At 44.1% G+C, this 21,754-nt stretch carries 19 protein-coding genes; 15 read left to right on the forward strand and 4 right to left on the reverse strand.

Annotated features, from left to right (window positions below; genetic code table 11):
• Nucleotides 1–44: 44 nt before the first annotated feature.
• Nucleotides 45–938, reverse strand: coding sequence for a DMT family transporter (locus tag A1QO_RS04020; RefSeq protein WP_017040772.1), 894 nt, complete (start codon nt 936–938; stop codon nt 45–47).
• 165 nt (nt 939–1,103) lie between these two features.
• Here A1QO_RS04020 and rmuC point away from each other — a divergent pair, with 165 nt between their 5' ends.
• The 7 genes from rmuC to tatC all read left to right on the forward strand — a co-directional run bounded on the left by rmuC (nt 1,104) and on the right by tatC (nt 7,294).
• On the forward strand, nt 1,104–2,618 hold the full coding sequence (rmuC, locus tag A1QO_RS04025; protein ID WP_017040771.1) for a DNA recombination protein RmuC: 1,515 nt from the start codon (nt 1,104–1,106) through the stop codon (nt 2,616–2,618).
• Between the two features lie 46 nt (nt 2,619–2,664).
• A complete protein-coding gene (ubiE, locus tag A1QO_RS04030; RefSeq protein ID WP_017034623.1) occupies nt 2,665–3,465 on the forward strand; it encodes a bifunctional demethylmenaquinone methyltransferase/2-methoxy-6-polyprenyl-1,4-benzoquinol methylase UbiE in 801 nt (266 codons plus the stop codon).
• A gap of 36 nt (nt 3,466–3,501) precedes the next feature.
• The gene (locus A1QO_RS04035) at nt 3,502–4,107 is read left to right on the forward strand and encodes a ubiquinone biosynthesis accessory factor UbiJ (protein WP_017034622.1); all 606 of its coding nucleotides are present in this window, start codon (nt 3,502–3,504) and stop codon (nt 4,105–4,107) included.
• Nucleotides 4,104–5,738: a ubiquinone biosynthesis regulatory protein kinase UbiB gene (ubiB, locus tag A1QO_RS04040; protein ID WP_017034621.1), complete on the forward strand. Its 1,635-nt coding sequence runs from the start codon at nt 4,104–4,106 to the stop codon at nt 5,736–5,738. Before A1QO_RS04035 ends, ubiB begins: the two co-directional genes overlap by 4 nt.
• Before the next feature lie 48 nt (nt 5,739–5,786).
• On the forward strand, nt 5,787–6,041 hold the full coding sequence (gene tatA, locus A1QO_RS04045) for a Sec-independent protein translocase subunit TatA (protein WP_017034620.1): 255 nt from the start codon (nt 5,787–5,789) through the stop codon (nt 6,039–6,041).
• 3 nt (nt 6,042–6,044) lie between these two features.
• Entirely contained in the window at nt 6,045–6,455 is a 411-nt protein-coding gene (tatB, locus tag A1QO_RS04050) for a Sec-independent protein translocase protein TatB (RefSeq protein ID WP_017041091.1), read from the forward strand.
• An 80-nt stretch (nt 6,456–6,535) separates the two neighbouring features.
• Nucleotides 6,536–7,294: a twin-arginine translocase subunit TatC gene (gene tatC / locus A1QO_RS04055; protein WP_017034618.1), complete on the forward strand. Its 759-nt coding sequence runs from the start codon at nt 6,536–6,538 to the stop codon at nt 7,292–7,294.
• A gap of 177 nt (nt 7,295–7,471) precedes the next feature.
• Here tatC and A1QO_RS04060 read toward each other — a convergent pair whose 3' ends face one another.
• Entirely contained in the window at nt 7,472–8,236 is a 765-nt protein-coding gene (locus A1QO_RS04060) for a TatD family hydrolase (protein WP_017034617.1), read from the reverse strand.
• Nucleotides 8,237–8,391: 155 nt separating this feature from the next.
• Here A1QO_RS04060 and hemB point away from each other — a divergent pair, with 155 nt between their 5' ends.
• Together hemB and polA are read left to right on the forward strand one after the other, a co-directional pair.
• The gene (gene hemB, locus A1QO_RS04065) at nt 8,392–9,435 is read left to right on the forward strand and encodes a porphobilinogen synthase (RefSeq protein ID WP_017040770.1); all 1,044 of its coding nucleotides are present in this window, start codon (nt 8,392–8,394) and stop codon (nt 9,433–9,435) included.
• Nucleotides 9,436–10,104: 669 nt separating this feature from the next.
• Nucleotides 10,105–12,894 (forward strand): DNA polymerase I, encoded by a 2,790-nt coding sequence (polA, locus tag A1QO_RS04070; RefSeq protein ID WP_017041092.1) that lies wholly within the window; start codon nt 10,105–10,107, stop codon nt 12,892–12,894.
• A 771-nt stretch (nt 12,895–13,665) separates the two neighbouring features.
• Here polA and yihA read toward each other — a convergent pair.
• Entirely contained in the window at nt 13,666–14,349 is a 684-nt protein-coding gene (yihA, locus tag A1QO_RS04075) for a ribosome biogenesis GTP-binding protein YihA/YsxC (RefSeq protein WP_017041093.1), read from the reverse strand.
• 148 nt (nt 14,350–14,497) lie between these two features.
• On the opposite strand from yihA, the gene A1QO_RS04080 reads away from it, so the two are divergent.
• From A1QO_RS04080 to hemN, 5 genes are all read left to right on the forward strand, one after another.
• Nucleotides 14,498–15,115, forward strand: a complete 618-nt coding sequence (locus A1QO_RS04080) for a c-type cytochrome (protein WP_017034613.1) — start codon at nt 14,498–14,500, stop codon at nt 15,113–15,115.
• Nucleotides 15,116–15,841: 726 nt separating this feature from the next.
• A complete protein-coding gene (locus tag A1QO_RS04085) occupies nt 15,842–16,489 on the forward strand; it encodes a class I SAM-dependent methyltransferase (RefSeq protein WP_017034612.1) in 648 nt (215 codons plus the stop codon).
• Nucleotides 16,479–17,057: a Der GTPase-activating protein YihI gene (gene yihI / locus A1QO_RS04090; RefSeq protein WP_017040768.1), complete on the forward strand. Its 579-nt coding sequence runs from the start codon at nt 16,479–16,481 to the stop codon at nt 17,055–17,057. Before A1QO_RS04085 ends, yihI begins: the two co-directional genes overlap by 11 nt.
• A gap of 7 nt (nt 17,058–17,064) precedes the next feature.
• Complete coding sequence (locus tag A1QO_RS04095; protein ID WP_017034610.1) at nt 17,065–17,553, forward strand: DUF2489 domain-containing protein; 489 nt, start codon at nt 17,065–17,067, stop codon at nt 17,551–17,553.
• Between the two features lie 165 nt (nt 17,554–17,718).
• Nucleotides 17,719–19,107 carry an oxygen-independent coproporphyrinogen III oxidase gene (hemN, locus tag A1QO_RS04100; RefSeq protein WP_017034609.1) on the forward strand — a complete coding sequence of 463 codons (1,389 nt, stop codon included), beginning with the start codon at nt 17,719–17,721 and terminating at the stop codon, nt 19,105–19,107.
• A gap of 85 nt (nt 19,108–19,192) precedes the next feature.
• Here the strand turns inward: hemN and ilvY are convergent, their stop codons facing one another.
• Nucleotides 19,193–20,083, reverse strand: coding sequence for an HTH-type transcriptional activator IlvY (ilvY, locus tag A1QO_RS04105; RefSeq protein WP_017034608.1), 891 nt, complete (start codon nt 20,081–20,083; stop codon nt 19,193–19,195).
• Between the two features lie 154 nt (nt 20,084–20,237).
• On the opposite strand from ilvY, the gene ilvC reads away from it, so the two are divergent.
• Nucleotides 20,238–21,722 (forward strand): ketol-acid reductoisomerase, encoded by a 1,485-nt coding sequence (gene ilvC / locus A1QO_RS04110; RefSeq protein WP_017034607.1) that lies wholly within the window; start codon nt 20,238–20,240, stop codon nt 21,720–21,722.
• The last annotated feature ends 32 nt before the right edge of the window (nt 21,723–21,754 follow it).

Genomic DNA, 21,754 nt, shown 5'->3' on the forward strand with positions numbered 1-21,754 from the left:
ATCGAGTCTATGTCTAAAGGCACGGTTAGAGCATATCGGGTTGATCAGACCTGGGGGGCCTTTTTCCATTTCACCTGTTGAATGACCAAACCTGTAATAATAAGGACAAGCCCGATCAGTGTTGCAGGGTGAATGTCTTCACCAATGATGGTGGCAAGCAGCATCAGAGAAATGAAAGGTGAAGCAAAAATAAGATTGCTGATTCGGGCGGTATTTTGCGTCAGCTTCAGTGCGCTTAGCCAAAGCACAAACGTAATGCCCATTTCAAACAGCCCGACATAGGTTACCGCTAGCCAACCTTGAGTCGTAATCGCATCCCAGTTTTCACCCTCATAAATACTTAAGCCCATTGCGAAAGGAATCGCGACGAGAAAACCAAGCAGCACGCCAATGACTGGATCGGCTTTATTTTTGGCGTTGAGAATCCAATACCCTGCCCAGAGAAGAGTAGAGAGCAAAGCTAATGAAACCCCAAGCGGGCTTTCAAAATTTAAGCCTAAGAGGTCGCCTTTGGTAGCGATAACAATGACGCCCAGATAACTAAACCCACAAGCAATCCAATCTTTGGCACGAATTTTTTGGCCTAAGAATACGGCGGCCATTAAAGTCAGCGTAATGGCCCAACTGTAGTTGATCGCCTGGGCTTGTGAGGCAGGGAGAAGATCGTACGCTTTAAATAAGATCAGGTAGTAAGCGAGCGGATTAATGAGCCCAAGTAATAAGTAATACCATGGGTTTGAGATAAACGTGGTTGAAAGTTGACCGAGCTTGCCTTGATAACTACAGATACCCACGAGCGCAATGGCTGAGACAACGCTGGCTACGGTTAACATTTGGATCGGGGTAAACTCGGCCAAAGTTAGCTTAAAGGCCGTAGCGACCGTTGACCAGAGTAAAACAGCGGCTAGACCAAAACCCAGTGCGCGACGTTCGTTCATAGATTACTCAATGTGATGGTGAATGATTTATAGGGGCGTTCGATATAAATACTTTCAATGGTTTAGGTGCCTAGTCTAACGGGGGATTGGAATAGCAACAAACTGGACATTTATCCAGTATGGAAATACCATAAACTTCATCGTTAGAAATGAGTTAATGCCTTTATGCAATGGATTCTTGAACATCAAACACTAGTCACCAGCTCGATAGCGAGCGCCGTTGTGGCGGGGCTGGCCGCGGGTTGGTGGGTTAAACAAAAGATGCAATTGACGGCTCAGCGCCTAGAGCAGCAGCTTGTCTCAAACGAGCAGCTTCATCTTGCCCAGAAAGAGCAATTGAACAGCGCGTTAAGACAGGCGCAAAAAGAGCTGGATGAGCTTGATGTTGCCAGAGACCAGTCGGCTCATGAACTCAAACAGTCGCATGGAAAACTGATGGCGGTATTGGAAAAGCTGCGCCATTTCGACGCAGTCAAACAAGAGCGTCAGCAATTTTCCCAGCAGTTACTGGAAGTGCGTGAGGCTAAATCGCAGCTAGAAGCCCAGTTGCGAGAGCAAGAAGCTCGCCATGAACAGCAACATATTGCCAATGCAGAAAAGCTGCAAATCCTGGAGCAAGCAGAAGAGCGATTAAAGCAGCAGTTTGAGCATTTGGCCAATCAACTGTTTGAAGCTAAAACCGCTAAAGTTGACGAGCAAAACAAACAAAGTCTCCAAGGGCTACTTTCTCCATTGAAAGAGCAGTTGGAAGGGTTTAAAAAACAGGTAAATGACAGCTTTAGCCAAGAAGCAAAAGAGCGCCACACCCTAGTACATGAACTAAAAAGCCTACAACGACTCAACGAACAAATGACTCGAGAAGCCGTTAACCTGACTCAAGCACTAAAAGGTGATAACAAACAGCAAGGTAACTGGGGTGAAGTGGTCCTTGCGCGAGTGCTGGCGGAATCAGGTTTGCGTGAAGGGCATGAATATGAAACGCAAGTGAATTTGCAAAACGAAGCGGGCAAGCGTTTTCAGCCCGATGTGATTGTTCACTTACCCCATGAGAAACAGGTCGTGGTCGATTCAAAAATGGCCCTGGTGGCGTTTGAGCGTTATTTTAATGCGGACAACGACCAAGATAAAGCGCAAGCGTTAAGTAACCACTTACTTGCCCTTCGCGCGCATATAAAAGGGCTCAGTCAAAAAGACTATCATCAGCTCAAAGGCATACAGAGCCTAGACTACGTATTGATGTTCATCCCCGTTGAGCCTGCGTTTCAAATCGCAATTCAAGCGGATCCTAATCTGGTGAAAGACGCGATGGAGCAGAATATTATCATCGTCAGTCCAACGACTTTGCTGGTGGCGCTACGCACCATTGATAACTTATGGCGCAACGATCGTCAGACTCAAAACTCGCAATTGATCGCAGAAAGAGCCAGTAAGCTCTACGATAAGTTACGTCTATTTGTTGATGACATGGAAGGGTTAGGGGGCGCGTTAGACAAAGCCAATCAGAGCTATCAAGGAGCGATGAACAAACTCGCAACGGGTCGAGGTAACGTGATTAGGCAGGCAGAGAGCTTTAAGTCACTCGGTGTTGAGGTTAAAAAACCAATCTCTAGTAACTTGGTTGAAGTCGCACAAAATGATTCCTTAGTAGAAAGACATCCGCTAGAGGATAAAGTAAACTAATCGGCCGCGGTGCTCGATTTAACAGCACTGTAGAAGAGGAATGACAATGACGGACATCAGCGTGCAATCAAATACAGCTTTAGAATCAAATAACTCATCACAAGACACAGAAACAACGCATTTTGGCTTTGAAACCGTGGCAAAAGAAGAAAAAGTGGCAAAAGTAGCTGAAGTTTTTCACTCTGTTGCTGCGAAGTACGACATTATGAACGACCTAATGTCCGGTGGCGTTCATCGCTTGTGGAAACGCTTTACGATTGATTGCAGTGGTGTACGACCTGGTCAACGTATTCTTGATTTGGGTGGGGGTACCGGCGATTTAACGGCAAAATTTTCGCGAATTGTGGGCGACAAGGGCCATGTCATCTTAGCAGACATCAATAACTCGATGCTCAATGTTGGTCGTGATAAGTTGCGCGATAGTGGCATCGTTGGCAATGTTCACTACGTGCAAGCCAACGCTGAAGAACTGCCTTTCCCGGATGATTATTTTGATTGCATTACCATCAGTTTTTGCCTTCGTAACGTGACGGACAAAGATAAAGCGCTGCGTTCCATGTTTCGAGTATTAAAACCGGGTGGTCGTTTGTTGGTGTTAGAGTTTTCTAAGCCCGTTCTTGAGCCATTATCTAAGGTTTATGATGCCTATTCATTTCATCTATTGCCGAAGATGGGTGAGCTTATTGCTAACGATGCAGACAGCTATCGTTACCTTGCTGAATCGATACGAATGCACCCAGATCAAGAGACACTGCAAGGGATGATGGAAAGCGCAGGGTTTGAGAAAACCAATTACTACAATTTAACCGGTGGTATTGTTGCATTACACCGCGGCTATAAGTTTTAACTCTGACGGTTAAAGCGGACATTTTAAAGGACACTTATGCCATTTGATCCCTTAGTCACCGCGGTGGTGGAAACTTCTCTCAACCGATTGATTCAAGATGATCCTGAGCTTGAAAGGCGTTTACTGCGCTTAAAAGGTCAGGTCATTCAAGTGCATCTAAAAGAGCTGGGTAAAACATTAACCTTTATTTTTAGTCAGCAGATTGATGTGTTGGCGGATTATGAAGGCGAGCCAGATTGCTATTTATCGTTAAATCTTTCGGTATTGCCTGAGCTACGAGAACAGACCAATATTACGGATCTTATTAAACAAGATAAGCTTAATTTACGCGGTGATGTGCAATTGGCTCAAAAATTTGCGCAGCTGATGAAAGATTGCAAGCCTGACATCGAAGAGTGGTTGTCGCGTATCACTGGTGATGTTGTGGCGCACAGTGTGGTGCAGGGCACCAAAAACCTCTCAAGTTTTATTCAGCAGAAAGCCACTCAGCAGCAATCTCATTTTGCTCAAGTTCTGACTGAAGAATGGCGCGTGGCTCCACCGCCATTAGAAGTGGCGTATTTTTGTGATCAAGTGGATGTGTTGGCCTCTGAGGCTGCACGGGTTGAACAGCAGCTGAACAAGTTGTTGGAGAAAGCATGAAGCCAGCAGAATTAAAGCGTTTATACCGTATTATAAAAGTGCAATTAGAATATGGTCTTGATGAGTTATTGCCAGAGCATGACCTCACCAAAACGCCCTTACTGGCGAGAAAAGCACTGTTTTGGATTAAGAATCAACACCCAGATAAAGAGTTAGGTGAACGTTTAAGATTGGCGCTGCAAGAACTTGGCCCAGTATGGATAAAGTTTGGGCAAATGATGTCAACGCGACGCGATCTGTTTCCTCCGTTTATTGCGGATCAACTTGCGTTATTGCAAGACCAAGTTGCCCCCTTTGATGGTGCGCTGGCAAAGCAGCAAATGGAAGCGTCATTGGGTGGGCCTATCGAAAATTGGTTTACTGATTTTGATATTACTCCACTGGCGTCCGCTTCTATTGCTCAAGTGCATACAGCAAAGTTGAAAGAGTCAGGGCGAGAAATCGTTTTGAAAGTGATTCGCCCAGATATTCATGCCGTGATTGAAGCGGATATCAAGCTCATGTATCGCATGGCTCGGATTGTTGCCAAGGCGCTACCTGATGCCCGCCGTCTAAAGCCGGTTGAAGTGGTCCGCGAGTATGAAAAAACCATCATCGATGAGCTGGACTTACGTCGAGAAGCCGCGAATGCGATTCAACTGCGACGTAACTTCGAAGGCAGCGAGGAGCTCTATGTTCCTGAAGTGATTCCGGAGTTTAGTAGTGAAGGTCTCATGGTCTCTGAGCGAATTTATGGCATCCAGGTGTCTGATATCGAAACACTAAAAGCCAATGGTACCAACATGAAACTGTTGGCCGAACGTGGTGTGAGTGTCTTCTTTACTCAGGTTTTCCGAGACAGCTTCTTCCATGCCGATATGCACCCAGGTAACGTCTTTGTCCAGCATGATCACCCTGAAAATCCACAATGGATAGGGTTAGATTGCGGTATCGTGGGGACACTTAATAGTGAAGACAAGCGATATCTTGCCGAAAATTTACTGGCATTTTTCCATCGAGACTATCGACGTGTGGCAGAATTGCATGTGGATTCAGGTTGGGTTCCACGTGAAACCAATATAGATGAATTTGAATTTGCGATTCGCATTGTATGTGAGCCTATTTTCGCCAAGCCGCTTGGTGAGATCTCTTTTGGTCACGTACTGTTAAACTTATTCAATACCGCACGTCGCTTCGATATGGAAGTGCAGCCTCAACTGGTCTTGTTGCAAAAGACTTTGCTTTATATTGAAGGGCTTGGGCGACAGCTTTATCCTCAATTGGATTTATGGGAAACAGCAAAACCGTTTCTTGAAAAGTGGATGATGCAGCAAGTTGGCCCACAGGCCGTAATTAATGCAGTCAAAGACCGTGCACCATTCTGGGCTGAGAAATTACCAGAATTACCAGAACTGCTTTACGACAGCTTAAAGCAGGGCAAGAACATAAATCAAAAAATGGAAACCTTCTATCAAGGCTATCGTCAGAGTAAACGACAGCAAGCAACAGGGCGGTTTTTATTTGGTATTGGTGCGACATTAATTGTATGCTCATCAATACTATTAAGCAGTGCGTACGAACAACTCTCTTTAGCGAGTGGCCTTGGTGGTTTCACATTTTGGTTGCTAAGTTGGCGAGCTTACCGGCAGTAGGCGGTAGACTCATAATAATTTTGTAGATAATGACCCGAGGTAAATAGAATGGGTGGAATTAGTATTTGGCAGCTTCTTATTATTGCTGTGATTGTTGTATTGCTATTTGGAACGAAGAAACTGCGTGGTATTGGTGGTGATTTAGGTGGCGCTGTGAAGGGCTTCAAAAAAGCCATGAGCGAAGATGAATCAGCAAAGAAAGACGCAGATTTTGAACAAAAAAACATTGAGCAGAACAAAGCAGAATCGGTCAATGCTGACGCTCAAGCTTCGGAAACGAAGAAAGACAAAGAGCAGGTTTAATCAGTGTTTGATATCGGTTTTTGGGAACTGGTATTAATATCGGTCGTTGGTCTTGTCGTGCTTGGCCCTGAGCGTTTACCTCATGCTATTCGCAGTGTTACCAAGTTTATAGGTGCAGCGAAAAGCATGGCAAATAATGTGAAAGATGAGCTGAATCACGAGTTGAAAATTCAAGAGTTACAAGACAACTTGCGAAAGGCTGAAAAGATGGGGATGGAAGATCTGTCTCCAGAGCTCAAATCTTCTGTGGAAGAATTGAAGCAAGCCGCGCAAGATGTTCAACGACCATACGCCAACCATGCTGAACCAGAGAATCCTGATTTAGCGAACGCTGACACCGCAACGAAAGAGCCTATTTCGGCGGAATCGGTGACGGGTGTACAAGATACCACGGCAGATAAAAAAGCCGAATAGTTTCGCATTTGAGGAGCCGCTGATAGGTGGCTCTTTTTCGATCTTTTAATAACTCCACTGTTTTAGCATAGAGGTTCGACATGGCGTCTGTTGAGCAAACTCAACCTTTGATCAGTCATTTATTGGAACTACGAAACCGATTATTGAGAGCTATGCTCGCGATACTGGTTATTTTCTTAGGCCTGATCTATTTTTCCAATCATATCTACGAGTTTGTTTCTGCTCCCTTAGTAGATCGCCTTCCCGAAGGTGCAACCATGATTGCAACCGACGTCGCATCTCCGTTTTTTACGCCTCTGAAGCTAACGCTGATTGCGTCGGTCTTTATCGCCGTTCCGTTTATTTTGTATCAAGTATGGGCATTCGTGGCACCGGGTTTGTACAAGCATGAGCGCCGTTTGGTGATGCCACTGCTGTTTTCAAGCTCGCTACTGTTTTATTGCGGTGTTGCTTTCGCTTACTTTGTGGTGTTCCCTTTAGTCTTTAGTTTCTTCACTGCTATATCACTGGGTGGGGTTGAGTTTGCAACCGACATATCGAGTTATCTCGATTTTGTATTGGCGCTGTTCTTTGCGTTTGGTATCGCGTTTGAGGTGCCAGTTGCCATCATATTATTGTGCTGGACAGGAGCGACAACGCCTCAGTCATTATCGGAAAAGCGCCCGTATATTGTTGTGGGAGCATTCGTTGTTGGTATGATGCTGACCCCACCAGACCTCATTTCACAGACATTACTGGCGATACCAATGTGTCTATTGTTTGAAGTCGGGCTCTTCTTTGCCCGTTTCTATACAAAGAAAGATCGCGATGAGGAACAAAGCGATCAGGCTGAGTCTTAAACTGAAGTCGCTAAACTGGATCTTGAACATTCAGGCTAGGCCCTAAAAATTAGATCTAGATACTCGACATGCGGACGAGATACTAAGCATGCAACGAAGAAGGTTGGCTAATACGCCAACCTTTTTTATCGCTATCACCCAGACACCCCAGCAGGTGCTCCAGGGTTTTAATAAGACTCAGTCTAAATTGAATAGGCGCTTTGCATTGAAAGTGGTGAGCGTGTCTACTTCGCTTATGGTGAGGTCACGAAGAGTGGCCACTCTTTCTGCAATAAGCGATACGTAAGAAGGTTCATTTCGTTTACCGCGATGTGGCACCGGTGCTAGATAGGGACAGTCCGTTTCTAGAATCACGTAATCCATATCAAGGTGAGGTATGACTTTATCCATTCCTCCATTTTTAAAGGTTGAAACCCCACCCAAACCAAGGTGGAAGCCAAGATCATTGATGGCTTTTGCTTCTTCAATAGAACCGCCAAAGCAATGAAATACGCCACGTAATGATCCATCCTGCTCTTTGCGAAGGAGCGTGAGTGTCTCTTCGATGGAATCGCGAGTGTGGATGACGACAGGCAGATCTTTCTCTTTTGCCCAGTTCAGCTGAGTGATAAACGCCATCTCTTGCTCTGCTTTATAGGTTTTGTCCCAGTAAAGGTCGATACCGATTTCACCGACGGCAATAAAATTGTGCTTATCAAACCAAGAGTGAACAGTCGCTAGAGTTTGTTTGACGTTAGCATCGACATAACAGGGGTGTAGCCCCATCATTGAACGACAAACGTCTGGGTAAGTGGCTTCTGTTTTTAGCATCGGCTCAATTGAATCTAGATCGATGTTAGGCAAGAGAATATGAGTAATACCCTGATGTAAGGCTCGTTTGACGACCTCATCTCGGTCACTATCAAACTCAGTGGCGTAAATATGGGCGTGGCTATCGATCATGGTTTTCTCTTCTGATTATGTCATTCTCTATTGTCTCCAGTATACGGCAGTGTGAGCCTTTGGTCATTTTTAGGAATTTTATACATTGATGCTAGCGCCAGTCACAAGGAGTGATATGATTTTGCTTTGCGTTTTCATCAGACAAGGAGAATCGGGTGTCTGTATCTATCCAAGGTCAATTTCCTGGCCGCCGTATGCGCCGTATGCGTAAACATGAGTTTAGCCGTCGTTTAATGGCAGAAAACCAAGTATCTGTGAGTGATTTGATTTACCCAATGTTCATCCTGATGGGAAAAGACCGACGTGAGAGTGTTGAGTCAATGCCTGGGGTTGAACGTCTTTCTATCGACTTGATGCTTGAAGAAGCGCAGTACCTTGCGAACCTTGGTGTACCTGCGATCGCACTTTTTCCAGTGGTGAATCAAGACGCGAAAAGCTTATGTGCGACGGAAGCATATAGCTCCGATGGCCTTGTACAGCGAGCTGTTCGCCTATTGAAAGAGCATATTCCACAGATTGGCGTCATAACTGATGTTGCGTTGGATCCGTTCACAACCCACGGTCAGGATGGCATCATTGATGAAGATGGCTATGTCCTGAATGATGAAACCACAGAAGTATTGATTAAGCAGGCTTTATCGCACGCAGAGTCTGGTGCTGATGTCATTGCCCCGTCAGATATGATGGATGGACGTATCGGTAAAATTCGCGAAGCGTTAGAAGCAGCAGGATATATACACACTCAGATAATGGCGTATTCGGCTAAGTATGCGTCGAGCTATTACGGGCCATTTAGAGACGCTGTGGGTTCTTCATCGAATTTAAAAGGTGGCAATAAAAAGAACTATCAGATGGATCCGGCAAACAGTGACGAAGCGCTGCAAGAAGTGGCGATGGACATTAATGAGGGAGCGGACATGGTGATGGTGAAACCTGGGATGCCTTACCTTGATGTGGTGCGTCGTGTTAAATCAGAACTGCAAGTCCCGACCTTTGCTTATCAGGTGTCAGGAGAATACGCGATGCACAAGGCGGCGATTCAAAATGGTTGGCTAAACGAGCGAGAAACGGTCTTAGAGTCATTGCTGTGCTTTAAACGAGCAGGTGCTGATGGCATTCTCACTTATTTTGCTAAAGACGTAGCGGAGTGGCTGGCGGCAGATAATGCAAAAGCTGCAGAGCACCTTATTCGAGAGTAATACTTGATTGAGTAACCGATTAGGCTAGCATTTGCTGGCCTTTTTTGTGAGCCAATAAAATTAAATGAGAATTTTTATCATTTAGTTCTTGATTATTAAATGAGAATCATTATTATTAACTTTGTCTTAGGGAATGAGAGAAAGTTCATAAGGACATGACGTTACCAGAATCAAATTTGCTGAAGGTGATGGCATTGAACTCGACGAACTTACACGCGTTCTTTTTGACACGACATTGCTCACATTGCTTCCAGTGTAATTTATAGCTTTCTGGTTAAGCTGCGCGGAATACTCTGATTCAGCTTAATCTTGTTTTGCTAGGCGACATCTTTTAGATGTCGCTTTTTTTTGATCAAATTTTAGTGAATAAAATCACATCAACTATCTTTTCCACAGGGGAGGATCGTTATTTGATCGTGGTGGTATTATTGGATCTAATAATAAAGCCAGCAATATCAGTGTTTTGCGATTAATCTTTGCGTTTTTTCTCATGGGTTATTGAAGTCGGTAAATATTATATAAACAGACTTATCCACAATTGTGATTGCTTGGTGCCAAATAATTTATAAAATCATTGCGCTTGGTCGAGGAGTTAAAATGGATCCGTATTACTAGTCATGGCATCCTAAGCAGATCTTATTAAAAGTAATTTTTTGGATACAAAAGACTATGGCTCGCATTCCGGACAATCCACTCATTCTTATTGATGGTTCTTCTTATCTTTATCGTGCATTTCACGCTTATCCTGACTCGATGACCAATGGAGAGATTCCAACGAATGCCATCTATGGTGTCGTGAATATGTTGCGCAGTATGATGCGCCAGTTTTCTTCAGAGCGTATTGCCGTGATCTTCGATGCGAAAGGTAAGACGTTTCGAGACGATATGTATCCAGAATACAAAGCCAATCGACCATCAATGCCTGATGATCTTCGCTGCCAAATCGAGCCATTACACGATGTGATCCGAGCGATGGGGTTACCTCTAATCTCGATCCCTGGCGTAGAAGCCGATGATGTTATCGGTACATTGTCATCTCAAGCGTCAGAAATGGGCATGCCAGTGCTAATCAGTACTGGGGATAAAGATATGGCCCAGCTTGTTAACGAGCATGTCACTTTGATCAATACCATGACCAATGTCGTGATGGATAGAGAAGGTGTGATTGAGAAGTTTGGTATTCCACCGGAACTTATCATCGATTACTTGGCGTTAATGGGCGATAAAGTTGACAATATTCCTGGCGTACCTGGGGTTGGGGATAAGACAGCGACCGCACTATTGCAAGGCATTGGTAGCCTTGAAAAGATTTATGAAAATCTTGATGATATTGCGGCACTTGGGTTCCGTGGTTCGAAAACCATGGCGAAAAAGCTGATTGATAACAAAGAGAATGCAGATATGTCGTATCAGCTTGCGACAATAAAGCTTGATGTGGCGTTGGAAGAGACACCAGAATCGTTGTTGAAATCTACCCCTGATGTCGATGCGTTGATTAAGTTATACGGAAAAATGGTCTTTAAGTCCTGGCTAAATGAGTTACTTGAGGGCGGAACGGGTGTTGTGCAAGCGGACGAAAAATCAGGTGCTGTGCGATCTGTGCCGAGTCAGGAAGTGGAACTCGACAATCCTGCAGTGACCATTGATCGCAGTCGCTATGAAACGATTCTAGATAAAGACACTTTCGCAATATGGTTACAAAAACTGAAAGATGCAGAGCTGTTTGCGTTTGATACCGAAACGGACAGCCTCGATTATATGGTGGCTAACTTAGTCGGCGTGTCATTCGCAACAGAAGAAGGGGTGGCTGCGTATGTGCCCGTCGCCCATGATTACTTAGATGCCCCTGAGCAGCTGGATCGTGATTGGGTGTTAGAGCAGTTAAAGCCGATTCTGGAAGATGATAACCAAGCGAAAGTGGGGCAAAACCTCAAATACGATGCCAGCGTGTTGGCGCGCTACGATATCGATATGAAAGGCATTAAACACGATACAATGCTCGCATCTTACGTACTCAATAGCGTGGGTGGCAAACACGATATGGACAGCTTGGCGCTGCGCTTCTTACAGCACAGCTGCATTTCATTTGAACAGATAGCGGGTAAGGGTAAAAAACAACTTACCTTCAATCAGATTGAGCTTGAAGAGGCGGCGCCGTACGCAGCGGAAGATGCTGATGTGACTTTGCGTTTACACAATCGAATCATGTCACATTTAGACAAAGACGAAAAATTGAAAGCTATCTATGAAGAGATAGAGATACCGCTCGTGCCTGTAATATCTCGCATTGAACGAACGGGGGTTTTCGTTGACGACATGATGCTTGGTGCACAATCCCAAGAGATTGCCGCTCGTCTGGATGAGCTTGAGCAAAAAGCCTACGAAATCGCAGAGCAAGAATTCAACTTAGGCTCACCGAAACAGCTTCAAGCGATCTTATTTGAAAAAATGGGGCTTCCTGTCATTAAGAAGACGCCGTCCGGTGCCCCTTCTACTAATGAAGAAGTATTGCAAGAACTGGCTCTTGATTACCCTTTACCCAAAATCTTGATTGAATATCGCGGCTTAGCAAAACTTAAGTCTACGTATACCGATAAACTACCAAAAATGATTAACGCAGAAACGGGACGCGTACATACGTCTTACCATCAAGCAGTTACGGCGACAGGGCGTTTATCATCAACCGATCCAAACCTACAAAATATCCCAATTCGAAATGAAGAAGGCCGCCGTATTCGCCAAGCGTTTGTTGCACCGCATGGGCATAAGATTCTTGCAGTCGATTACTCTCAAATTGAATTACGCATCATGGCGCATTTATCCGGGGATAAAGCCTTGCTAGAAGCGTTCCAGCAGGGCAAAGATATCCATGCGGCAACTGCTGCTGAGATTATTGGCGTTCCAATTGAGGAAGTGAGCAGTGAACAACGTCGACAAGCTAAAGCCGTTAACTTTGGTCTTATTTATGGTATGAGTGCATTTGGTTTGGCCAAACAACTTGGTATTGCTCGCGGTGAAGCTCAGCGATACATGGACACATACTTTGAACGTTACCCTGGTGTGATGCAATACATGGAAGACACACGCAGCGCTGCTTCTGAGCAAGGTTATGTTGAAACTATCTTTGGGCGACGTTTACACCTCCCAGAAATAAAGTCGCGTAATGGCATGCGTCGTAAGGCCGCAGAACGCGCTGCGATTAATGCTCCTATGCAAGGAACCGCCGCTGACATTATCAAAAAAGCGATGCTCTTGGTTGATGAATGGATCGAGTCTCATGGAGAAGGCCGGGTGAAATTGCTGATGCAAGTGCACGATGAACTGGTTCTTGAAGTAGAAGAGTCGGTATTGAGCGAAATTGAAAGTAAAGTACAGGAATTGATGGAGTCTGCAGCAACGTTAGATGTTCCATTGATCGCTGAAGCTGGCCACGGTGACAACTGGGATCAGGCCCATTAGACACTTTTGGAGTCAATAAGCATTAATAATATGAGCCAGCGCACAAACGCTGGCTTTTTTATGCGAGTAAATAAAGGCTCCACCTAAAAAGATGGGTTGTATGTAAAACAAAACTTACTGAAAAAAAACTACAAAAAAAGTTTTCATTTATGACCAATTGTTGTACATTGTCTGGGTAGGGTACAGAGGTAAGATGTTCTATCTTTCAGACCTTTTGTTTCACGTTATTGGATTAGGCTGATTCAGCCGCCCCAGTCAGCATTTGACTGGGGCGTTTTTTCTTGTGGCAAAGAAAAGATTTTTCTAGATCAGATCTCAGCACCACTTTCTACAATTCCCTCCTTTTAGTCCCTTAATCATTATCTTAACGATGGTTTTTTCTGACTTCCCTGTAATTTTATACCGCTCACATTTTTGTTATTTTACCAAATTAAATAAGCTGTATTTTCCTGCTGTGTTTTTCTGCTGTGGTTTTTTATTTATTTATTAAAATCAGTTTCTTATGGGTTTTGATGGGCGTTGTTTTACTTTCTTTTGGCAACGAATAAGCAGTTGTAAATTACAGAGCGATCGAAGATGCTAATAGCATAATAATAAATACTATTTCTCTCCCGTTGCCCCACCAGGATGGTGGGGATTTTTATGCCTGTCATTGAGAGACACTCAAGCGTCTTACCTAAAGCCACTTAAATGAATGGGTCGCCAAACGATATTGAAGGTAATAAAAAAGCCTTACTCTCGTAAGGCTTAAAAATAGGCATTAACATATCCCTAGCTATTATCTGACTGGTTATCTGGTTCACTATTTTCAGCATCGGTAGTGTCGATGTGTTCTTTATCGGTTACTTCAAATGCTGGGGCGTACCAACTATCGAGCTTGCTACGCAAAATATCGACACCAATGCCTTTTAATGAAGAAAATGCGTCAACGGCGACGTCACCACCGAAGCCTATGGAAGATTCGCGTATTTTTAATACCTGGGCATTTCTCGCGCCGCTTTTTAGCTTATCAGCCTTGGTCAGCAGGACTTGAACAGGAATGCCACTTTCTACCGCCCAAAAGATAAGCTGTTGATCGAGGTCTTTCATCGGGTGACGAATATCCATTAATACCACGAGTCCTTTTAACGATTCGCGTTTTTGTAGGTACTCACCCAGTGATTTTTGCCACTTTTCTTTCAGCTTTAAAGGTACTTGTGCAAAACCGTACCCAGGTAGATCGACAATATGACAGCCTTCATCTACTTCAAATAAGTTGATAAGCTGAGTACGTCCTGGAGTTTTACTGGTTTTAGCTAAACCTCTTTGGTTGGTTAAGCGGTTGAGAGAACTTGATTTACCCGCATTAGAGCGACCGGCAAACGCAATTTCGATCCCTTCGTCTTCTGGTAAATGACGAATATCTGGCGCACTGGTAATAAAATGCGTGTTTTGGTAATGAATTTTTACGCTCACTGTTAACTCCATCTCGACTTTGTGTAGTCGATTGATTACTTTTTTGTGAAATTGTGTAAAATAACTGTGCTCGACATATGATCGCCTATTATACCATGAGTGGCAACACTGAGTGGTACTGGAAGCTTTATAATTATAATGGAATGTCATGAAGAAATTAGCGCTAATCTTGAGTCTTTTAGCCAGCTGCTCTGTATGGGCTCAAGGCAGCATCGAAGCTGGTAAAACCAAATCAATAACCTGCGGCGCCTGTCATGGTGCTGATGGAAACAGCCAACTTACCATGTACCCTAGTTTAGCGGGACAACACGGTAAATACCTAGAGAAGCAGTTGAAAGATCTAAGGTTGGGTATGACCAGTGGTGGTAAACAAGGTCGTATGGACCCTGTGATGAGTGGAATGGCAATGGGCTTGAGCGATCAAGATATTGCTGATTTGTCCGCTTATTATGCCTCACTGCCTATTGCTGCTAAATCAACCCCTGAAAATGTGGTTGAACAGGGTAAGGCCTTGTACGCAGCCGGTGATGCTGAAAGAGGGATTACCGCTTGTATCGCCTGTCACGGCCCTCGTGGTAATGGTACAGAACTTTCTGGTTTCCCGAAAATATCGGGCCAACATGCAGAATACATTAAATCGCAGTTGATGAAGTTCCGTGACGGAACCCGTAACAACGATATGAATGAGATGATGCGTGATATCGCCAAGAAACTAACGGATGATGATATTGATACATTGTCCCAATATGTAGGCGGTTTGCATTAATTAAGCCTCTGTTCGAGCAACGGTTGTAAGAAAAAGCCTTAGCCTTTTGCTAGGGCTTTTTCATATCTAGCGATTGGACAAAACGGCTTTGCATCTGGTTTGGAATTGCTCAATTAACCGATAGGCCTGTAAGAGATTCGCTATGATCGGACAAGATATTTCTGATCAGGCTAAGCTAAGTAATTGAAGATAAAAACGATTGTTTTTTATTGTTCATAAGGGCTAAAAACTTTGAAGCTACGCGGTTGTTTGAACCGATAATCAAGGTAAATTATGTTTATCAGCAAGGAGCTGAATCAGGACACTAGACCAAGGTGGTCTCCAAGGATGCAAGCTAGGAATGCTTGATGGTTGGACGAAGGACAGTAGCGAGCTTGGAGCTGGCTAGATAAGGATGATCGACTGGTTTCAGGATGAGACAAAGAAATGGATCAGGCTAATGGATAGCCCAGAGTCAGGATGTCGAACGGAATAGTAAAATTCATCAGGACGATGAAAAACAAAACTCCGCAGGGAAAGCACCAATAACAAATGGATACTTGAGCACCATCTGAGTGCAGACAAATTTTGCCAAATCTTGGCACTTTGAAGGCGATAGGGAAACCTATCGCTTTTTTATCCTTTTAAAAGCAATTATTTCGCTATTCTGGTGTTTAATTGCACAATTTAACTCCACTCTGATCCCACTTTCTGGTATGTTTCGCATCCCTGTTTGAGGATGAAAGAATGCACAACTGTCCTTTATGCCACAATCAAGATACTCACTATTACCATGAAGATAAGCGACGAAGCTATTTTCAATGCAGTGAATGTCATTTGGTATTTGTTGACCCAGTTCAGCGCTTAGATGCAAAAGCAGAAAAAGCTCACTATGATCTTCATGAGAATGATCCTAGTGATGAAGGGTATCGTAGATTTCTATCACGTATTGCTGATCCAATAATAGAACGAATCACATCTAACGCTCATGGGTTAGATTTTGGCTGTGGTCCTGGCCCAACATTGTCTATCATGTTGCAAGAGAAAGGCCACAGTGTTGAATTGTATGATCTTTACTATCACCCTAATAAAGAAGTGTTAGCACAGACGTATGATTTTATGACTGCGACAGAAGTGATCGAGCATGTTTATCAGCCCGATCTCGTGTGGCAGCAATGGTTAAATTTAGTTAAGCCGGGTGGCTGGATTGGTCTCATGACCAAGATGGTCATCGATCTTGAAGCGTTTCAACATTGGCACTATAAGAATGATGTTACTCATGTCATTTTCTTTAGCCGTAAGACCTTCGAGTATCTGGCAGAGCGAGATAAGCTCGAACTTGAATTTGTTGGTAATGATGTAATTTTACTGAGGAAACCCAGTAATGAGTCGTAGTAAAAAATCTAGAAAACCAGGTGCGTTAGGCGCACCAGAGCAAAATGTAACGCGTAACCGCAGCGAATCTGATGTACAAGGCCGCCTACGTAAGCGTGTTAAAAACCGCAAAGGGTTAAAAACCGGCAATCGTAACTCTGAAGTCGAAGAAATAAAGCAACGCCAAGAGAAGCAAAAACGCGATCCTCGTTTAGGCAGCAAAAAGAAGATTGCTTTGGTTGTTGAAGAGAAGAAAAAACCGAATAAGCAAGAGCGTCGAGTTTCAGCAGAGCAAGAACTTGAGATGCTAGAAACAGATACTCAGTTGAACGTCTTGCTTGATCGCCTAGAAAGTGGTGAAAGTTTGGGTGCAGGCTTACAAAAGTATGTCGATCAAAAGTTGAACCGCATTGAAGTACTCATGAAGCAGCTTGGCTTGTTCGATGAAGAAATCGAAGAAGAAGGCGAAGAGTTGGAAGATGAAATCAACTTTGTGCCTAAGATGGTTAAGAAAAGCAGTAAGCCATCATCAGATGAAGAGCTTTTAGCTCAGTTTGAAGGGCTTGATCTGAAAGATTTTAAAGAGTAATTAAATCATGAACGTAACCTTACTGGCCTCGATAGGAGCCCTTATCATCGCTGGGCTAGCATGTTATGCAGGTTACCTTCTGCTCCAAGTAAAGAAGCAAAAGGATTTGCAGCAGCAACAGCAGAAATTGGCGATAGAGAAGCGCAATGCGAATATCTATGACAACGTGAATACACTGTGCATGGCCGGGATTCAGGGCCAGTGCGATTTGTCTGAAATTAGTATCCGTGTGTACAGCATCATGGATTACGTTCAAGGTGACGACCGCATTGATTTTGACCAGACTTATCCTGCTATCTCTGAGCTATATCATGTGGTCAAAGACATGGCGCGAGGCGAAGATCGTCAGGCGTTAGCAAAAAAAGAGAAAATGGAACAAAATTTACTGCGACACAAAGCGGAAGTGAAATTGGCGGAAGCGATTATTGAAGAACTGAAAGATCTCAAAAAACGCAATCAACCGCTGAATAACCAAATAAACGTTCAAATGATCTAATCAACGTCGGTCACTCATTGGGCAGAGTGAGTGATCGAGTTGGCAATTCTGAAACTTTCTTACAAAAATGTGTTTTGCTTTCCTACGTAAGGTCGAGTCGTGTGGCAAAATACCCAGTCAACTTAAAATCTACGCCGCTCACAGTTAGAAATGGAAATAATTACCATGTCGCAACCCGTCGTATCCGGTCAGCAAATCGTTTGGGATCAAGCTATCCTAGACAAATACAATTATTCAGGACCACGTTACACCTCATACCCGACAGCGTTGGAGTTTCATGAGGCATTCACGGTTGCGGATTATGATATGGCGTGCACTCAATACCCAGAGCGCCCACTCTCTCTCTATATCCATATTCCGTTTTGTCACAAGCTTTGTTACTACTGTGGCTGCAATAAAGTCATTACTCGTCATTCTCACAAGGCCGATGAATACTTAGACGTCATTGAGCATGAGATTCGCCAACGAGCATCATTACTGCATGATCGTAAAGTCACCCAGCTTCATTTTGGTGGCGGCACACCAACATTTCTCACAAAACAGCAAATAAGTCGTTTGATGGCGATTCTTCGTGGTGAATTTCAGTTTGTTGATGACGCAGAAATCAGTATCGAGGTCGACCCGCGTGAAATTGAGCTCAACATGCTGGATCATTTACGTGGAGAAGGGTTTAACCGTTTAAGTATTGGCGTACAAGATTTCAATAAAGAAGTTCAAAAACTGGTGAATCGTGAACAAGATGAAGATTTTATTATTGCAATGGTTGAGCGAGCGAAGAAACTCGGTTTCCGTTCGACCAATTTAGATCTGATTTATGGTTTGCCTAAGCAGACCAAAGCGTCTTTCGCTAAAACGTTGGCTCAAGTGCTAGAAATGCAACCAGGGCGTCTCTCTGTTTTCAACTATGCCCACATGCCGCAGCTGTTTGCCGCGCAACGCAAGATTAAAGAAGAGGACTTGCCTGAAGCCAGTGAAAGAATGGGCATTCTTCAAGAGAGTATTTCGACCTTAACGGGAGCGGGTTACCAGTTTATTGGAATGGATCACTTTGCTCTACCTGATGATGAGCTAGCGGTTGCTCAGCGAGAAGGAGTCTTGCATAGAAACTTCCAGGGATACACCACTCAGGGCGAAGCCGATTTAGTGGGCTTTGGTGTTTCAGCGATTTCGATGATCGGTGACGCGTACGCTCAGAATCAAAAAGAGCTGAAAAAATATTACGCTCAAGTAGATGAATTACGCCATGCTTTATGGAAAGGGGTTGTGTTAGATAGTGATGACTTACTTAGACGTGAAGTCATTAAGCAGCTGATTTGTAATTTCAAACTCGATAAGTCGATGATTGAATCCACCTTTTCTGTGCGTTTTGAACAATACTTCAAAGAAGACTTGCAACTACTGCAAACCTTTATCAATGATGAGCTGGTGGAAGTGGATGAGAGTGAAATACGGGTGACTTTGCGGGGCCGCTTATTGATTCGTAATATCTGTATGTGCTTCGATAAATACTTACGCGATAGAGCCCGTCAGCAACAATTTTCTCGGGTAATATAGCCGCGAGATAGTTTTTAGCGGCGAGATAGTAGAAAGAAAACCTTCAAAACCACGCTAACTAGCGTGGTTTTTCTATTTGAGGAGTTTATGGAGTAATGATTTTCCGAGAGGCCACATCCCAAAGAGCTTTGACCAGAGGGTTATCAAGCTGTGAACGTTTACAGCACACCCCGAGTTTAAACGGTACCACGGGCTTTACTTTTAGGCGCTGAATTTTCTCTCTGACTGGGCTGTTGTTAATGACAATGTCAGGGGCAATGCCAACCCCACATCCCAATGCGACCATACTGACAATGGCTTCATGCCCTGAGACTTGAGCGTAAATGTTGGGTTTTATTCGCATACTTTTAAACCAGGCGTTAGCGCGGTCACGCGCCGTTCCCGCTTCGGGCACAATAAATGGAATATTTGACCAGTCTGGTTTCTCTTGCTGCAATAGATCGGCAAAGCTACTGATGCCTGATGGCGCAACAACCGACAGTGGGATCTCACTAATAGTTTCAAACTCAATGCGAGCGGGAAGCTGATCGGGTTTGGCGGAAATGGCAATGTCTACTTCGCCTTTCAGAACCTTATCAATGGCTTGAGCTGGATCGCCCGTGGATAACTTGTATTCGATAAACGGATGCTGCAACCTAAATTCAGAAAGCAGTTCCGGCAGGTGACTATAGCTAGCGGTAACCGAGCAAAAAAGGCGGATTTCCCCCTTTAGCTCCATTTCATTACCTTTAATTTGAGCGTTGTACTGCTGCCATTCGGCCAAAATCCTCATGGCAACAGGCAACAGCTGTTTTCCCGCAGGCGTCAATTCAACACTGCGGTTATCACGTAAGAATAGAGTCTGATTGGTTTGTTGCTCTAGCTTTTGAATTTGACGACTAAGAGCCGAAGGGCTGATATGCATTGCGGAGGCGGTCTTACTAAAGCTGTTGCTATCACACAAATGTATGAACATTTTCAAGTTCTTAATATCCATAAAGACTTACCTTGGGAAATTACCTAACGTTGCATTTTTTGCAATCACTAATTGTGAATATATCACTTTGAGCAACTGATTGCCTGCTTTAGTATGTGGTTATTCGGCGATAACGCGCCGACCATAACGGAAGAATCAACAAGGAGCGCCCATCATGGCTAACTATTTCAATACTTTAAATCTACGTGAGCAATTAGACCAACTAGGTCGTTGTCGTTTTATGGACCGCAGTGAGTTTGCTACTGAAGCAGACTATCTGAAAGGTAAGAAAATTGTCATTGTAGGTTGTGGTGCTCAAGGCCTAAACCAAGGTCTAAACATGCGTGATTCTGGCCTAGATGTGTCTTACGCTCTGCGCCAAGCAGCCATCGACGAGCAACGTCAATCGTACAAAAATGCGAAAGAGAATGGTTTTGTTGTTGATAGCTATGAAAACCTAATCCCAACGGCTGACCTAGTGGTTAACCTTACTCCAGACAAACAACACACGAACGTTGTTGAAACAGTAATGCCTCTAATGAAAGAGGGTTCTGCGCTAGGTTACTCACACGGCTTTAACGTTGTTGAAGAAGGCATGCAGATTCGTAAAGACCTAACGGTTGTTATGGTTGCGCCTAAGTGTCCAGGTACTGAAGTTCGTGAAGAATACAAACGTGGCTTTGGTGTTCCAACACTGATTGCGGTTCACCCAGAGAACGATCCACAAGGTGAAGGTTGGGATATCGCTAAAGCATGGGCTGCAGGTACAGGTGGTCACCGCGCGGGTTGTTTAGAGTCTTCATTCGTTGCAGAAGTAAAATCTGACTTAATGGGTGAGCAAACTATTCTATGTGGCATGCTTCAAGCGGGTTCTATCGTATCTTACGAGAAGATGATTGCTGACGGTATCGAACCTGGCTATGCAGGTAAACTTCTTCAATATGGTTGGGAAACGATTACTGAAGCACTGAAGTTCGGTGGCATCACTCACATGATGGATCGCCTATCAAACCCAGCGAAAATTAAAGCATTCGATCTTTCTGAAGAGTTGAAAGACCTAATGCGCCCACTTTACAACAAACACATGGATGACATTATCCAAGGTGAATTCTCTCGCACCATGATGGCGGACTGGGCGAATGATGATGTAAACCTATTCGGTTGGCGTGAAGAGACAGGCCAAACGGCTTTTGAAAACTACCCTGCGTCTAACGTAGAAATTGCCGAGCAAGAGTATTTTGATAACGGTATTCTAATGGTTGCAATGGTACGTGCAGGGGTAGAACTTGCATTTGAAGCCATGACAGCATCGGGCATCATCGATGAGTCTGCTTACTACGAGTCTCTACATGAACTACCACTGATCGCAAACACGGTAGCTCGTAAGCGTTTATACGAAATGAACGTGGTAATCTCAGATACGGCTGAATACGGTAACTACCTATTTGCTAACGTTGCAACGCCACTTCTACGTGAGAAGTTCATGCCTTCAGTAGCGACAGACGTAATCGGCCGTGGCTTAGGTGAAACATCGAACCAGGTAGATAACGGTAAGCTAATCGAAGTGAACGATGCAATCCGTAACCACCCAGTTGAGTACATCGGTGAAGAGCTACGTGGCTACATGACGGATATGAAGAACATCGCAGTAGGCGGCTAATCTTATTGCTCTAGAGCCTAAGCTCTTTGTTG

The sequence above is a fragment of the Vibrio genomosp. F10 str. ZF-129 genome (genome assembly GCF_000287055.2).
In the GTDB taxonomy this organism is placed as follows: domain Bacteria; phylum Pseudomonadota; class Gammaproteobacteria; order Enterobacterales; family Vibrionaceae; genus Vibrio.

Coding starts and splice junctions, on each gene's coding strand:
- A1QO_RS04085 (WP_017034612.1), top strand. CDS start 15,842: ATGCACAACTGTCCTTTATGCCACAATCAAGATACTCACTATTACCAT.
- polA (WP_017041092.1), top strand. CDS start 10,105: ATGGCTCGCATTCCGGACAATCCACTCATTCTTATTGATGGTTCTTCT.
- rmuC (WP_017040771.1), top strand. CDS start 1,104: ATGCAATGGATTCTTGAACATCAAACACTAGTCACCAGCTCGATAGCG.
- A1QO_RS04020 (WP_017040772.1), bottom strand. CDS start 938: ATGAACGAACGTCGCGCACTGGGTTTTGGTCTAGCCGCTGTTTTACTC.
- hemN (WP_017034609.1), top strand. CDS start 17,719: ATGTCGCAACCCGTCGTATCCGGTCAGCAAATCGTTTGGGATCAAGCT.
- A1QO_RS04080 (WP_017034613.1), top strand. CDS start 14,498: ATGAAGAAATTAGCGCTAATCTTGAGTCTTTTAGCCAGCTGCTCTGTA.
- yihI (WP_017040768.1), top strand. CDS start 16,479: ATGAGTCGTAGTAAAAAATCTAGAAAACCAGGTGCGTTAGGCGCACCA.
- ilvY (WP_017034608.1), bottom strand. CDS start 20,083: ATGGATATTAAGAACTTGAAAATGTTCATACATTTGTGTGATAGCAAC.
- A1QO_RS04035 (WP_017034622.1), top strand. CDS start 3,502: ATGCCATTTGATCCCTTAGTCACCGCGGTGGTGGAAACTTCTCTCAAC.
- tatA (WP_017034620.1), top strand. CDS start 5,787: ATGGGTGGAATTAGTATTTGGCAGCTTCTTATTATTGCTGTGATTGTT.
- tatC (WP_017034618.1), top strand. CDS start 6,536: ATGGCGTCTGTTGAGCAAACTCAACCTTTGATCAGTCATTTATTGGAA.
- ilvC (WP_017034607.1), top strand. CDS start 20,238: ATGGCTAACTATTTCAATACTTTAAATCTACGTGAGCAATTAGACCAA.
- A1QO_RS04095 (WP_017034610.1), top strand. CDS start 17,065: ATGAACGTAACCTTACTGGCCTCGATAGGAGCCCTTATCATCGCTGGG.
- ubiE (WP_017034623.1), top strand. CDS start 2,665: ATGACGGACATCAGCGTGCAATCAAATACAGCTTTAGAATCAAATAAC.
- A1QO_RS04060 (WP_017034617.1), bottom strand. CDS start 8,236: ATGATCGATAGCCACGCCCATATTTACGCCACTGAGTTTGATAGTGAC.
- ubiB (WP_017034621.1), top strand. CDS start 4,104: ATGAAGCCAGCAGAATTAAAGCGTTTATACCGTATTATAAAAGTGCAA.